At 63.3% G+C, this 14,291-nt stretch carries 11 protein-coding genes; 7 read left to right on the top strand and 4 right to left on the bottom strand.

The window, feature by feature from the left end; all coding sequences use genetic code 11:
* The first annotated feature begins 10 nt into the window (after positions 1-10).
* From MMB74_RS08715 to MMB74_RS08695, 5 genes are read left to right on the top strand one after another with little or no spacing between them, the layout of a single operon-like run.
* On the top strand, positions 11-685 hold the full coding sequence (locus tag MMB74_RS08715; protein ID WP_277428229.1) for a response regulator: 675 nt from the start codon (positions 11-13) through the stop codon (positions 683-685).
* A complete protein-coding gene (locus MMB74_RS08710) occupies positions 682-2,064 on the top strand; it encodes an ATP-binding protein (protein WP_277428228.1) in 1,383 nt (460 codons plus the stop codon). Before MMB74_RS08715 ends, MMB74_RS08710 begins: the two co-directional genes overlap by 4 nt.
* A gap of 37 nt (positions 2,065-2,101) precedes the next feature.
* A complete protein-coding gene (locus MMB74_RS08705; protein WP_277428227.1) occupies positions 2,102-2,806 on the top strand; it encodes an ABC transporter ATP-binding protein in 705 nt (234 codons plus the stop codon).
* A complete protein-coding gene (locus tag MMB74_RS08700; RefSeq protein ID WP_277428226.1) occupies positions 2,800-5,169 on the top strand; it encodes an ABC transporter permease in 2,370 nt (789 codons plus the stop codon). Before MMB74_RS08705 ends, MMB74_RS08700 begins: the two co-directional genes overlap by 7 nt.
* Complete coding sequence (locus MMB74_RS08695; protein WP_277428225.1) at positions 5,166-6,332, top strand: efflux RND transporter periplasmic adaptor subunit; 1,167 nt, start codon at positions 5,166-5,168, stop codon at positions 6,330-6,332. The genes MMB74_RS08700 and MMB74_RS08695 overlap by 4 nt, the downstream gene beginning before the upstream one ends.
* A 38-nt stretch (positions 6,333-6,370) precedes the next feature.
* On the opposite strand, the gene MMB74_RS08690 is transcribed toward MMB74_RS08695, so the two are convergent.
* Together MMB74_RS08690 and MMB74_RS08685 are read right to left on the bottom strand one after the other, a co-directional pair.
* A complete protein-coding gene (locus tag MMB74_RS08690; RefSeq protein WP_277428224.1) occupies positions 6,371-7,312 on the bottom strand; it encodes a cation diffusion facilitator family transporter in 942 nt (313 codons plus the stop codon).
* Positions 7,313-7,690: 378 nt separating this feature from the next.
* Complete coding sequence (locus MMB74_RS08685; RefSeq protein ID WP_277428223.1) at positions 7,691-8,266, bottom strand: chorismate mutase; 576 nt, start codon at positions 8,264-8,266, stop codon at positions 7,691-7,693.
* A gap of 489 nt (positions 8,267-8,755) precedes the next feature.
* Between MMB74_RS08685 and MMB74_RS08680 the strand changes: the two genes are divergently transcribed.
* Both MMB74_RS08680 and MMB74_RS08675 read left to right on the top strand, forming a co-directional pair.
* Positions 8,756-9,364, top strand: coding sequence for a type III effector (locus MMB74_RS08680; protein WP_277428222.1), 609 nt, complete (start codon positions 8,756-8,758; stop codon positions 9,362-9,364).
* A 142-nt stretch (positions 9,365-9,506) separates the two neighbouring features.
* Positions 9,507-10,670, top strand: a complete 1,164-nt coding sequence (locus tag MMB74_RS08675; protein WP_277428221.1) for a hypothetical protein — start codon at positions 9,507-9,509, stop codon at positions 10,668-10,670.
* A 200-nt stretch (positions 10,671-10,870) separates the two neighbouring features.
* Here the strand turns inward: MMB74_RS08675 and glgX are convergent, their stop codons facing one another.
* Positions 10,871-13,060, bottom strand: a complete 2,190-nt coding sequence (gene glgX / locus MMB74_RS08670; protein WP_277428220.1) for a glycogen debranching protein GlgX — start codon at positions 13,058-13,060, stop codon at positions 10,871-10,873.
* Positions 13,061-13,178: 118 nt separating this feature from the next.
* Positions 13,179-14,129, bottom strand: a complete 951-nt coding sequence (locus tag MMB74_RS08665; protein WP_277428219.1) for a universal stress protein — start codon at positions 14,127-14,129, stop codon at positions 13,179-13,181.
* Positions 14,130-14,291: the final 162 nt, after the last annotated feature.

Here is a 14,291-nt window from a genome sequence, read left to right as displayed (position 1 = left end):
CCCCAAAGCCATGCGCATCTTGCTTGTCGAAGACGACACGTTGCTCGGAGACGGCGTGCGCGCCGGATTAAGGCAACAAGGTTTTCAGGTCGATTGGGTACGCGATGGCGAGGCCGCAGAGAAGGAGTTGCGTGCGCAATCGTATGCGGCAGCGGTTCTCGATTTGGGACTGCCGCGCATGGATGGGATCGATGTGTTGCGTCGCGTTCGAGGGGCAGGCGTGGCGTTGCCGATTCTCGTGCTGACCGCGCGCGATGCCGTGCCGGATCGGATCCGGGGGTTGGATGTGGGGGCCGACGATTACGTCGTCAAACCGGTCGACCTGCACGAACTCGGCGCGCGGCTGCGGGCGCTGGTGCGGCGCGCGCACGGCCGCCCGAGCGAGCGGCTGCAGGCGCAGCACGTCGCACTCGAGCCGGCATCGCGCTCGGTATTTGCGAATGGTTCGCCCGTCACGCTCGCGGCGCGCGAGTTCGATTTGCTGCATGTGCTGATGCTGAACGCCGGGCGCGTGCTCACCCGCGAACAAATCGAGCAGCATCTATATAGCTGGGGCCAAGAAGTCGAGAGCAACGCCGTCGAGGTGCATATCCATCGTCTGCGGGCCAAGCTCGGCAGCGATTTGATCCGGACCGTGCGCGGTGTCGGCTATGTGCTGATGAACGAACCGGTGCACGACTCGTGATGCTGCCGCGTTCGCTGCAGGGCCGCTTGTTGGTGCTCGTGACCGCCGTGGTCGCGGTCGTATGGCTGGCCGCGACTGCACTTGCATGGCGGGACGCACAACGGGAAATAGATCAACTGCTCGACAGCCATCTCGCACAGGCTGCGGCGTTGCTCGTGATGCAGCAGGCGCAAGCGGAGGCCGAGGACGAGGCGCTCGATGCGCCGATCTTGCATCCGTATGCACCGCGCGTGGTGTTCCAGGTTTTCCATCGAGGCCACTTGGGGATTCATTCGGCCAATGCACCGGCGCAACCGATGGCGCCTGCCCAGCGCGACCGCGCGAGCGGTTTTTGGACGGTGCAAATCGACGGCAAGGCGTGGCGAGTGTTTGCAACGCCCGGCGCGCAGCACGATGTGCAAGTCTTCGTGGGCGAGCAGATCGACGCGCGCACTGCCATTCTGATGGCTGTCTTGCGCAGCGCCTTCTGGCCCATGGGCGGTGCGTTGCCGATTCTCGCGCTCGCCACATGGTGGGCGGTGCGGCGCGGCGCGGCGCCGCTGCGAGACCTCGGGCGAGCGCTCGCGCGACGCGATCCCCACGCGCTCGATCCAATCCGGATGATGCGCGCGCCGCAGGAAATGCAGCCGATGCTAGATGCGCTGAACCGGTTGTTCGATCGGATTCGAGACGTGCTCGACTCCGAACGTCGCTTCACGGCCGATGCCGCGCATGAATTGCGCACGCCGATTGCAGCTGTCAAAGCACAGGCGCAGGTCGCGCTAGCCGAGCGCGATGCTCGATTGCGCGAGCATGCGCTGCGCGGCGTGCTCGAAGGTTGCGATCGCGCGGCGCATTTGGTCGACCAGCTCTTGCTGCTTTCCCGGCTCGAAGCAGGCACGCTTACCGAGCGTGCCCCGCTCGAACTCGCGAGCGTGGCCCGGCAAGTCGTAGCCGACTTTGCCCCGCGCTCGATCGAGAAACTGCAGCAGATCGAACTCGATGCGGCCGAACCGTGCCCGATATTCGGCAACGAGACCTTGCTCGCGTTGCTGCTGCGCAATCTCATCGACAACGCCGTGCGCTACAGTCCCGCGCGCTCGCGCATCGTCGTATCGGTATTCAGCCGGGACGGCCATGCGGTGGCAAGGGTGGAAGATGGGGGCGTTGGGCTATCTCCTGACGAATTGAACCGTTTGGGCGAGCGCTTCTTTCGCGGCCCGGGCAATGCGCAAACGGGCAGCGGTCTGGGTTGGTCCATCGTGCGGCGCATAGCGAGTGCGCACGGCGCTGCGATCGACCTGGGGCGATCGAGTGAACTGGGCGGGTTACGTGTGGAGGTTTCCTTCCCCGATCAACCCGTTGATTCAGGTCAATCGAAGGCCGCACGATCTTGCTAAGGTGATCGACACTTGCCGGTTTCTGGTTGAGCCCACCATGGAAACTGTCTTTTCGATTCAGGCAGTATCCAAGGTCTATTCGATGGGTAGCGTCAGCGTCCATGCGCTCGAGAACGTCAATCTCGACTTGGAAGCCGGGGAATTCGTGGTGTTGCTCGGCGCATCGGGCAGCGGCAAGTCGACGTTGTTGAACCTGATGGGGGGACTCGATACCCCCACGAGCGGTTCGATCCAATACCGTGACCATCGTCTGTCCGACGCCACAGAGCGAGACTTGACCCGCTTCCGGCGTGAGCATGTCGGCTTCGTGTTCCAATTCTTCAACCTCATCCCCGGTCTGACGGCTCGCGAGAACATCGCGCTCGTCACCGATATCGCCGAGCGTCCCGTCGATGCCGACGAGGCGCTGCGCATGGTTGGGATCGAAGCGTTGGCGGACCATTTTCCCTCGCAGATGTCGGGCGGCGAGCAGCAACGGGTGGCGATTGCGCGCGCGGTCGCCAAGCGCCCCGATGTGCTGCTGTGCGACGAGCCGACCGGCGCGCTCGATTTCCGTACCGGCAGGCGCGTGCTCGAAGTGATCGAGAAGGTGAACCGCGAGTTTGGTGCACTGACCATCGTCGTCACACACAACGCCGTGATCGCGGACATGGCGAACCGTGTCATCAAGATGAGCAGCGGCGCAATCGTCGACGAACGCCGCAACGCGCGGCGAGGCAGCGCGCAGGATCTGACATGGTGAGCGCACTCTCTCGGCTGGCATGGCGCGACTTGTGGCACGTTCGCGCGCAGGCAGGCGCTGCGGTGCTGGTCGTCGCTTGCGGCGTAGCAACGTTCGTCGCAATGCGCAGCACGTATCTGGTGCTGCTCGGCGCGCAGCGCGACTACTACGCGTCGTACCGTTTCGCCGATCTATTCGTGCACTTGAAGCGCGCCCCCGATTCGGTTGCCTCGCGCATTGCAGACTTGCCGGGCGTGCGACGCGTGGAGGCACGCGTTGTCGCCGACGTGACCGTCGACGTTCCGGGACTGCGAGAGCCGGCCACCGGTCACATTGTCTCCGTGCCCGAACAGAGCTGGCCGACGCTGAACGTATTGCACTTGCGGAGCGGCCGATACGTCGCACCTGGTCGCGATGACGAAGTCATGATCAGCGCCGCGTTCGCCGAAGCGAATCACCTGCAAGCGGGGCAGCGTATCGGGGCCGTGCTCAATGGCCGCTGGAAGCGCATGCGCATCGTCGGTGTCGCGCTATCGCCGGAATACATCTACGAAGCCGGCGCCGGCTCCATCTTTCCCGACAATCGCCACTACGGGGTGTTGTGGATGGGCCGCGATGCCATCTCGGCCGCTTTCAGCATGGAGGGGGCGTTCAACGATTTGGCCCTGACGCTGGACGACAGGGCGAACGCGGCGGATGTCGTCGCGCGCATCGATCGAGCGCTCGCTTCCTATGGCGGCCTAGGTGCGATCACGCGAGAGGACCAAGTATCGAATCGCTTCATCACGGACGAAATTGCGCAGAACCGGATCACCGCGACGTATGTCCCGGCGATCTTTTTTTGCGTAGCGATGTTCATGTTGCAAAACGTGCTTGGCCGGCTTGTCGATATGCAGCGAACCCAGATCGGCTTGATGAAGGCGTTCGGATACGGTAATTCACGGGTCGCGATGCATTACTTGCAGTTCGCGGGGGTAATCGCCGTCGTGGGCGCCGCCGTCGGCGTGGCCGCTGGAATGGCATTGGGCTCGACGCTAATCGAGGTATACGCCCGCTATTACCGCTTCGCACGTCTCGAGTTTCATGCGGATATGGCGGTCGTTATCCTGGCCTTCGCGATGAGCGCCGGTGCCGCGATGGGCGCGACCGCATTCAGTGTCGCGAAAGCGGCGCGGCTCATGCCCGTGGAGGCATTGCGCTCGCCCGTTCCCCCCGATTTCTCCGCTGGGTGGGCCGAGCGGGTCGGACTCTTTCGCCATCTCAGCGTGACTTGGCGAATGATTGCGCGCAATGTCGCGCGCAAGCCCGCGAAGGCTTTGCTCTCCTGTCTTGCGATAGCCTGCGCCAGTGCGATTCTCGTAACGGGTGGGTTCTTCTTCGATGCGATCGATTATCTCTTCGACGTTCAATTTCAGCGCATCGAACGTCAGGACCTGACGATCGCTTTTACGCGGCCGCTATCGCATAGCGCGATATTCGCGCTGCAGCGCTTGCCCGGGGTACTGCGCGTCGAGCCCTTTCGCGACGTCCCCGTCAAGCTGCTGGCCGGACCGCGGTCGCGCCGCTTGTCCCTGAGCGGCATCTCACCCTCATCCGAGATGCATCGCCTGCTGGACGACCAGGGCTTGCCGTTGCGCGTGCCGCCAGACGGAATCCTCATCTCGTCGCAGTTGGCCGATACGCTTCGTGTTCGAACGGGGGACGCGCTCACGGTCCAGGTGCTCGAAGGGGAACGCCAAACCCGCCGAGCGACGGTCGCCGGCCGGATCGGCGACATGGTGGGCGTTCAAGCCTATATGGATCAGCGAGCCCTTTCGCGCTTTTTGGGGGAAAGCAGCGACTGGTCCGGCGCTTGGTTGAAGGTCGATCCGCAAGCGCGGGACCGCTTGTACGCGACCCTCAAGCGTATGCCCACCGTCAACGCGGTGGCGCTGCGTCAATCGGTGATCGACAGTTTCCGTAAGATCATGAACGAGAGCGTCCGGCTCTCGACCTCGATCAATTTTGCTTTCGCCTGCATCATCGCGTTCGGCGTCGCATTCAACGGCATGCGCATCGCATATTCCGAGCGAGTCCAACAACTGGCGTCTTTGCGTGTCCTCGGCTTCACGCGCGCCGAGGTCGCGTGGATACTGCTTGGCGAGCAATTCGTGCTCGCCGGGTTCGCCATGCCAGTAGGGCTCGCTTTGGGCTATGGCGTGTGCGCCTTGCTGGTTCGGCGACTCGAGACCGACCTTTATCGATTGCCGCTCGTGGTCGGTTCATCCACCTTTGCTTACGCGGCGATCGTGACCGCCGCCGCAGTCGCAGCGTCCGGCTTGATCGTGGCGTGGAAGATCCGGCGGCTCGATATCGTCGCCGTGCTCAAGGCGAGAGAGTCATGAAGGGCGGCCGAGCATACCGATTGCCGTTGTTGGCAGCGGGCGTATTGGCCGTCGTCCTGTTGCTGGCCTACGCATTCTGGCCGGCCCCGATGATGGTCGATACTGCAACGGTGAAACGCGCGCCGTTGCTCGTAACGATCGACGAGGATGGCGAGATTCGCGCTCATGATCGTTATGTGATCACGGCGCCAATCGCAGGCCGCTTGTTGCGCGTGGACTTGCGAGAAGGCGATCGCGTGCGCGCCGGGCAGGTCGTGGCGGTAGTCGTGCCGGCGCCGATGACGCCCGGCGAGAGCGCCGAACAGCAAGCGCGCGTGGAGGCGGCCGAGGCGTCGTACCGCGAGGCGAAGGCGCGCGTCGAGCATGCGCAGGCCGATGTTTCGCAGGCGAGACGCGAGCGCGAGCGTGGACAAGCGATGCTCGATATCGGCGCAATCTCACGGCAGACGCTCGAGCAGTTGCGTGCGACGGAAGCATCGAGCATCAGCGATCTGGTTGCGGCGCGCGCGAGAGAGCGGGCCGCGGGGGCCGAAGTGCGAGCTGCAATCGCCAATTTGAAGGCGCTGGCAACCGGCCAACCCGTGGAGGTGCGCTCGCCCGTAGATGCGATGGTGTTGCGCGTCGACGAAAAGAGTGAACGTGTGACTGCTGCCGGCACGCCGGTCATGCTGTTGGCCGACCCGTCGCGCTACGAGGTGGTGATCGATGTGTTGTCGACCGACGCAGTCAAGATCGGCCCGGGCATGCGCGTGTCGCTGGAGGATTGGGGAGGAGATACGCCGATCGACGCCAAGGTGCGCGTGGTCGAGCCCGGCGCGTTTACCAAGGTCTCGGCGCTGGGTGTGGAAGAGCAGCGGGTGCGCGTGGTGGCCGATCTGATGGGCCCGCCAGGGCGTTTGAACGACGGCTATCGAGTGCAGGGCAGAATCGTGATTTGGGAGCGACCCGACGTGCTAGGTGTTCCTATCGGCGCGTTGTTCCGTTGCGGGGAGCAGTGGTGCGTATTCGCCGTGGCCGACGGTCGCGCGGTGCAACGTGCGGTGCAGGTCGGGCAGCGCAATGCCGATGCTGCGCAGGTGCTCGAGGGCCTCGGCGAGGGGCAGATGGTCGTCTTATACCCACCGAGCACGCTCGTGGACCACGCTCGCGTGCAATCGCGCTGACGGACGAACAGGCGCGCGTGCGGAGCGCTAGGCGCTAGTTAGCGCCCGCTTGCGGGAACGATCCGCTTCACCGGGTCTACGTGCGTCATGACGTTCAACACCCGATGGCGCGAGAGCACGCGCTGACGCGCCGCCACGGCGATCTCGTGCCCGGCTTCCACCGAAACCGCCGCATCGACTTCGATATGGGCATCTGCCACGATCATGTCGCCCATCTTGCGGGTACGCAGATCATGAACGCCTTGCACGCCCGGCGTGGCGAGCAGCGTCTCGCGAATCGCGTCGATCTCATGCTCGTCCGCCGAGCGATCCATCAAGTCGTGCATGGCTTCCCAACCGAACTCGGCGCCCATCTTCAGCACGAGCAAGCCGACGATGAGCGCGGCGATCGGATCGAGGATCGGATAGCCTGCGAGATTGCCGATGATGCCCACGCTCACGACCAGAGACGAGGCGGCATCCGATCGAGCGTGCCAGGCGTTGGCGACGAGCATGCTCGATTTCACGCGCTTGGCCACGGCCAGCATGTAGCGAAACAGCAACTCTTTCGCTATCAATGCAGCGACGGCGACCCATAACGCTAGGACATGAACGCGTTGAATGGTCGTTGGCGCTTCGAGCTTGCGCACGGCCGACCAAAGCATGCCGATTCCAACGGCTGCAAGCAGCAGGCCGAGCACCAGGGATGCTGCGGTTTCGAACCGCTGATGGCCGTAAGGGTGCTTCTCGTCCGCACCCTTCGCACTGTGATGGCTTGCGACGAGGACGACGAAGTCTGCGATCAGATCCGACAGCGAGTGGATGCCGTCGGCGACGAGGCCCTGGGACCGAGAGAGAATACCGGCGGTGACTTGGCCCAGCGTCAGCGCAAGATTGACGGCGACGCTGACCCAGGTACTGCGCGACGCGGCGGCAGCGCGCGCGGCTGTCGAGGCGGCGGGATCTTCCGTATCGTCGTCGAAGGCGGCTTGTGGATTCATCGAGTGCGCTTACACGTGTACACGTTGTCGCGTTTGAATGGACGCCGGGCTGCGCGCGGCGCGTATGTTCCGATTCTGGGGCGTGCGGCGCCGTCTCGTTTGACGAAGGTCAAGCTTGCGCGTTGGGTTGCTAGCACGCCGTCGAACGGTATCACTTTCCGCGTCCGGCTGTTTGGCCGCAATCATGGACTCGACGGCTGCGACCCATTCGACTGAAAGTTCCAGCAGCCCGATGATGCGTCGCCCCGTGGCGCCGGATGGCTGTCCGAGGCGCCTACGGCCGGCCAGGGTCGAGTATGCCGATCGTGGCGGGATAGACCGCGACCAGTCGACGGAGAAAAATCGATGCCCCGCCTGCGGGGCACGTCGACGAGCGCCTCAGTACACGCGGCAGAAGCCCGCCATTGCGCGATCGAGTGCGATGGCCTGCAAAGACGTCAATTCGAATTGATGTTCGAACGTATAACGGCCGACTGCGCGGGCCACCTGCGTTGCGCACGCCTTGTTTTCCAGGATGGGATTGGCGCTTGCGAGTGCGGCGATGATCTTCGTCTGCAGTGCGTCCAGTTCGGGACGGATCGTGTCGACGAGATCAACCGGCGCGTGGGGTGGCGCGAACCCGGCGCGACGCCAACGCGAGAGCAGTTCGTATTGCACGAGTTTGTTCGCTTCGATCTGCGCCTTGAAAAAGCGCGTGGTATCGGTGGCCGCCAGATTCGCTTGCTGACCTTCGGCGACGGCCTTCGAGATTACGGCGCTCTCGCGCGCTGGGTCTTCTACGCTCGTGCCAGTGTCCCACTTCGACAAGGCGACTCGGTCGCCGATGGCAAGACGCTCGGCAGCGCTTTCAATGAGCGGGCGCAACAGATGCCCTGTATGTTGCGCGTGCGCGGCTCGGGCGCCGAGCAAGAGGAAGGCGGCGCACACCGCGGCGTTAAAGCGACGAGATTTCATGATCGATCGGCAATTTTTCGTGGTCAATTCATTACCTCCAGGCGAGGGGAACGAATGTAGATAATTTTTTCGTAAAAGAAAAGACGAAAAGAGCGACGTGCGCGAGTCATAAAAATATTTTGTGACATCTATTAAAAAATATGATGGGGTGCGAATAAATGGATTGCTGCGTATTCAGCGAAGTATTCGTGTCATGGCCATGGCAGTCATAGGTTGGATGGGTGCAGCATTGTGGGCCGATTTCGCTTGATTACGGCGTTCGTTAATAGAGTCGGTTCTTCGTCATTGCCGCGCCGGCAAGAGGTAGCTTGAACCAATATTCCTGCATAACAATTTCGATGAGAGAGGATACGGATGCATGGGCGAGGGGTGAGGCGCGCCGCACAGGCGTTAGCGCAGGCGGGCGCGACGGAAGGGAAGGGCCGGAACTCGAAACCGGCGGAACTTCAGGAGCAGCCTGGATCGTCACGGCCGAGGCCGAGTTCGCCGATGCTAGAGCCGTTGCTCGGCCGGCGTGTCCATACCGTCGTCGCCGATACGAAGATTGCCGACGACGGAAAGGTCGAGGACCCGGGACACATTCAATATCAGACGTCCGAATCCGAACGCAGGCGCGACCCGCAATTGGCGCCGGCGATCGGTCATTCCCGCCGCACCGATGCGCTCGCGCCTCGTCCCGAGCGGTTCAAGGTGAGCGGCACGCTCCCGGACGGCAAACCCTTTCTCGTCAACGCACTCAAGGGCGCTGCGATCGAGGCCGGCGACGACAAGATAATCGATCACGCTAGGGTATCGCGCGTGATCGACCATGGCGAGATGACCGATGAGCAGATCGCGCAGATGAAAGCCGTGCAGCAACGGCCGATCTTTCCCGCCTACGAAACGAGTGGTGCGCAGGAAAGCAATTGCGTTCATGCTCATGCGCACGTGGCACGTACCGTGTTCGACTGGAACGTGCAGCCCGAACGGCATGCGCGGCCCCAAGACCTGGCTGTGCAAATGACGCATTTGAGAACCCGTGACGAAAGCGGCAAGCCTGCGATTAGGGGCGAGGCTTTGCGCGATTCGCGAGAGGCGAAGGATGCGGGTGAAGAATAGGCGTCGCGTCGAAGAGGGCGCTCAGTAACCGAATGGCGTGGGTACGGGCACAAAGCATGCTGTCGCTCCTTTGCGTATATTGCACCCCGTCGGAGCGAACGGCATACGAGCCTGCAATCCTCATAGCCCTCGGAGACACGTCATGGCTGAACTGAACGCCCCCTTAAGATCCGATGCATTGGTCGAAGATCGCGCCGCATCGCGGCATTCTGCCGGCGTCGTCTCGTGGAGCGCCGTGTTTGCGGGCGCCGTCGCTGCCGCGGCATTCGGCCTGATCTTGCTGACGCTCGGCACGGGCCTTGGGCTTGCCGCGCTCTCGCCTTGGCGTTCGGCGAGCGCAACCGCATCGACGTTCGGATTCGCCGCGATCGTTTGGGTGTGTGTCACGCAGGTCCTGACCTCGGGGTTGGGCGGTTATCTGGCCGGCCGACTCAGGCATCGATGGCCGGTCGTGGTAGCGGACGAGGTTTACTTCCGCGACACCGCGCATGGCTTTCTGACCTGGGCCGTGGCCACGCTCGCCACGGCCGCGCTGTTTGCCGCCATGTTGCCGGCCGTAGGCCGAGCAGGCGCGCAAGCGGCGGCGAAATCGGCATCGTCGGCCGTGCTCGTCGACCGCGGCGATGCGGCGGCCGCGGCGAATCGCTGGCCCATCGGCTACTTCGTCGACGCCCTGTTCCGGCAACCGCTTGCGTCGTCGTCCAGCTCCACGCACGCGCGCGCAGTCGCATCGCCTCCGGCAGCGGCAGCGGCAGCGGCCGCGTCGAGCTCGGGTCCGGTTTCCGATGTCGCAGCGAGCGCGGCCTCCAATGCGTCGGCGCCTCCATCCGCCGCCTCGGCCGTCAACGGCGCAGCGAATACGGCGACGGGTGCGGTAGTGAGCGCGGTGGCCACGCCCGCGATCGAAGCCACCCCGAACGCCGAGCCGGCGCCTGCATTGACCGAGCCCGTGACGCCCGGTACGCCCGGTACGCCCGGTACGCCGCCTAAGCTTGAGGTGACGCGTATCTTCCTCAATAGTCTGGCAACAGGCGATTCGCTTTCGGCGGCCGATACGGCATATGTCGCTAGCATCGTGTCGCGGTACACGGGGCTGGGTCCTGATGCCGCGCAGGCGCGCGTCAGTGCAACCTATGCGCAGCTTCAACAGAAAGTCTCCACCATCGAGAGCGCGGCCAAAGCTGCGGCAGATAGCGCGCGGCGCTCGGGCATATCCGCGTCGTTGTGGTTATTCGTCTCGCTGCTGATGGGGGCGTTCGCGGCGAGCTTCATGGCCGTGCTCGGCGGACGCCTGCGCGATGCCTGACCGAACTCGATCCGACCCGATCCAATCCAGCAAACGAACCAGGAGGACCTATGCGCTCGATCCTGCTTTACCTGCTCGGTGTACCGATTCCCATCATCATCTTGATTGCGCTGCTGTATCACTGACACGGCGCAGATGACTGATAGGGAGGAGCGAGCGGCGCGAGGGCATCGGTGGGCCTGCACCGCCCACGCCTTGCCTCACTTCGTGTCCGCGTCTTCGGTCAATTTCTTGCCGAGGCTGGCGAAAATGCGCTGTGTTTGGCCTTTTGCGTGCAGTGCGAAAAGAAGCAGCGAACGCCCTGTCACTTGATACACGTCACCCGATTCGAAATCGGGCAATTCGTCGCGCACGGGCACATTCGTATCGATGAGGCAACTCCATTGATCGCTGCCGGCGATGTCGGGCAGTTTGAATTCGACGATGTCATGATGGGCGTTCATCACGATGAGCAACGTCGCGTCGGAAGCGGGCCTGCGAATGCCGCTCGTCTGCGCGCGGCCATCGAGCAATACGCCGAAGCACCGCATCGACGGATCGTTCCATTGGTCCTCCGTGAGGTCGGCGCCGGCCGGGCTCAACCAGCGCACTTCGCTCAGCTGCTGGCGCTCGTCGAATTGGCCCGTCAGAAAGCGATTGCGGCGCAGAACGGGCAGCGTATGACGCAGCGTCGTCAGCTTGACGACGAAGTCGGTCAATGCGCGCCCGTCGTCGTCGGTCCCCTCCCAGTCGACCCAACTTATTTCGTTGTCCTGACAATACGCATTGTTGTTGCCGCCTTGCGTGCGGCCGAACTCGTCGCCGGCGACGATCATCGGCGTGCCCTGAGCAAAGAGCAGTGTGGCCAGCAGATTGCGTTTCTGCCGTTCGCGCAAGGCTCTGATTTGCGCGTCGTCGGTTGGCCCCTCGGCGCCGCAGTTCCAGGATTTGTTATCGGTGTGGCCGTCGTTGTTGTCTTCGCCATTCGCTTCGTTGTGCTTCTCGTTGTACGAAACCAGATCGTTCAGCGTAAACCCGTCGTGCGCCGCCACGAAGTTCACGCTGGCCCATGGTCGTCGCCCGCGGCGGTTGAACTTGTCGCCCGAGCCCGTGATCCGGCTCGCCAGTTCCGCCGCGACGCCCTCGTCGCCCTTCCAGAAAGCGCGCACCGTGTCGCGGAACCGGTCGTTCCATTCGGCCCACCCTGGAGGGAAACCGCCGACCTGATAGCCGCCGGGGCCGCAATCCCACGGCTCGGCGACGAGTTTGACGCTCGATAGGACGGGATCTTGCCGGCAACTGTGCAGGAAACTGCCGGCTTCGTCGAAACCGTACGGTTCGCGGGCGAGAATCGTCGCCAGATCGAAGCGAAAGCCGTCGACGTTCATTTCCCCCACCCAATAGCGCAAGCTGTCGGTGACCATTTGCAGCACGCGAGGGTGGGATAGGTTCAGTGTGTTGCCGGTGCCCGTATCGTTGATGTAGTAGCGCTGCCGATCGGGCAGCAGGCGGTAATACGACGCGTTGTCGATGCCGCGAAACGATAGCGTCGGGCCGCGCTCGTTGCCTTCGGCGGTATGGTTGTAGACCACGTCGAGAATGACTTCGAGCCCTGCGTCGTGGTAGCGGTCGATCATCCCTTTGAGTTCGCGGATCGCATCCGCGCCTCGCGCAAAAAAACGCGGATCGGCCGCGAAGAAACCAATCGTGTTGTATCCCCAGTAGTTCGTGAGTCCTTTGTCGAGCAGATAGCTGTCGTTGACGAACGAATGAATCGGCATCAATTCGACGGCGGTAACGCCCAGGCGCTTGATGTAATCCACCACTTCTTTCTGGGCCAGGCCTTCGAAGGTGCCGCGCAGCCGTTTCGCGATGCCGGGGTGGCGCTTCGTGTAGCCGCGCACATGCAGTTCGTAGATGATCGTGCGATCCCACGGTACGCGCACGCGCGTCGGGTGCGTCCAGGAGAAAGTTTGATCGACCACCACGCACTTGGGCACGAACGGCGCGCTATCGCGCTCGTCGAATGTCAGATCGTCGCCGTCCGCGCCGATCGTGTAGCCGAATACGGCGTGGTCCCATTTCAAAGCACCGACATGCGCTTTGGCATAGGGATCGAGCAGCAGTTTGTTGGGGTTGAAGCGATGGCCCGCTTCGGGCTCGTATGGCCCATGCACGCGGTAACCGTACACGGCGCCCGGCGCGAGGCCCGGCACGTAGATGTGCCAGACTTCGTTGGTATATTCGGGCAATTCGATGCGTTCGAGTTCGCGATGGCCTGCTTCGTCGAACAAGCACAACTCTACCTTGGTCGCATTCGCCGAGAACAGCGCGAAGTTCACCCCCGCGCCGTCCCAGCTTGCTCCCAAGGGAAAAGGAAGCCCTTCGGCGATCGACGTCATGCTCGGCATATCTCTCTCGGCGGTTTGGTTTTGGCGCGAGAGCAACGCAAGTTTCGTTCCCGGCGGGCGCATCTTCGAAGGCGCGCGAGTACTGGGTGCGACGGGAAAGGGCGGCTAACCCGTTGCGCTAGGTTTGGCTGCCGTGAACGAGCAGAAGCGGCACGCTGGCAAGGCGAGCGACGCGCTCGGCAACGCTGCCGAGCAGCCACCGCGCGATGCCGCGCCGGCCATGCGTGCCCATGACGATGAGTTCCGCATTCCAGGCGTCGGCCTCGCGGACGATCGTCTGAGCCACATCGTCCTGCGTGTGCGCAGTCTTGGCCAGACGCGTACTCGTATGGGCGGAGGCTTCCGCCAGCGACGATTTCGCGTCGGAAAGCGCTTTCGTTCCCTGTTCGATGAAAGCGTCCTCGAGTACGTCGATGGGCACGAGATCGCTCAGACGCACCGCTCGATCGATGACATACAAAGCAAGCGCCGAGGTATCGGGCGCGACGAGACGCTTGCCGTAGTGCAATGCCTGTGTGGCATGCGGGCTGCCGTCCACGGCGAAGACGATGCGTTGCGGCGCGCGATCGATTTCGCCGTCATAGGCGGCCGGAACGACCAGGATCGGGCAGTTGGCGAGCCGCGCCAGCGGCGCCGATACGGCACCTTCGATCCAGCGCATAATGCCGTGGTGCTGACGGGCGCCCACCACGAGCAGTTCGGCTCCCGATGCTTGCGCGGCCTCGAGCAGCGCATGCACGACGTTGCCGCCGTGCTTTGCGAGGTCGACTTCCTCGGTGTCGACTTGGACGTTCAGTCCGGCGAAGGCGTCCTTGGCTTGGGCGAGTGCTCTCTCGGCATCGCGCAATAGCTCGTCGCGCGCCGCATCCAGCGAGGCGCTGACGAGCGTGCCGAGCGGAACGAGCGTGCGCGGGTCTTCGGCGATGCTGACCAGCCGCACGCGGGCGCCTGCCGCGACCACATTGCGCGCATAGGCGACGGCGCGTTGCGAGGCGGCGGAAGGATCGACCGCAATGAGAATGTTCGTGGGTAGGTGCAGACCTTGAGGGGCGGAGGCGGGGGAATTCATGTTTTGCTCCTTGCGGGCGGTGTTCGATTCCGACATCAACGATTGTGTTGGGCGTGCGCCCATCGCTCTTTGACGAACGTCAAGGTCCTGCGTTTGCCGCAGGTCAATGCGCGTGGATACGCGCGGCCGTAGGATCGACGGCACGGAACGCTTCTTTCCGGT

The sequence above is a fragment of the Trinickia sp. Y13 genome, assembly GCF_029522115.1.
Taxonomy (GTDB): domain Bacteria; phylum Pseudomonadota; class Gammaproteobacteria; order Burkholderiales; family Burkholderiaceae; genus Trinickia.
This window is presented reverse-complemented; position numbering and strand designations above follow the sequence as displayed.

Coding starts and splice junctions, on each gene's coding strand:
- MMB74_RS08715 (WP_277428229.1), top strand. CDS start 11: ATGCGCATCTTGCTTGTCGAAGACGACACGTTGCTCGGAGACGGCGTG.
- MMB74_RS08705 (WP_277428227.1), top strand. CDS start 2,102: ATGGAAACTGTCTTTTCGATTCAGGCAGTATCCAAGGTCTATTCGATG.
- MMB74_RS08700 (WP_277428226.1), top strand. CDS start 2,800: ATGGTGAGCGCACTCTCTCGGCTGGCATGGCGCGACTTGTGGCACGTT.
- MMB74_RS08695 (WP_277428225.1), top strand. CDS start 5,166: ATGAAGGGCGGCCGAGCATACCGATTGCCGTTGTTGGCAGCGGGCGTA.
- MMB74_RS08690 (WP_277428224.1), bottom strand. CDS start 7,312: ATGAATCCACAAGCCGCCTTCGACGACGATACGGAAGATCCCGCCGCC.
- MMB74_RS08685 (WP_277428223.1), bottom strand. CDS start 8,266: ATGAAATCTCGTCGCTTTAACGCCGCGGTGTGCGCCGCCTTCCTCTTG.
- MMB74_RS08680 (WP_277428222.1), top strand. CDS start 8,756: ATGCTAGAGCCGTTGCTCGGCCGGCGTGTCCATACCGTCGTCGCCGAT.
- MMB74_RS08675 (WP_277428221.1), top strand. CDS start 9,507: ATGGCTGAACTGAACGCCCCCTTAAGATCCGATGCATTGGTCGAAGAT.
- glgX (WP_277428220.1), bottom strand. CDS start 13,060: ATGCCGAGCATGACGTCGATCGCCGAAGGGCTTCCTTTTCCCTTGGGA.
- MMB74_RS08665 (WP_277428219.1), bottom strand. CDS start 14,129: ATGAATTCCCCCGCCTCCGCCCCTCAAGGTCTGCACCTACCCACGAAC.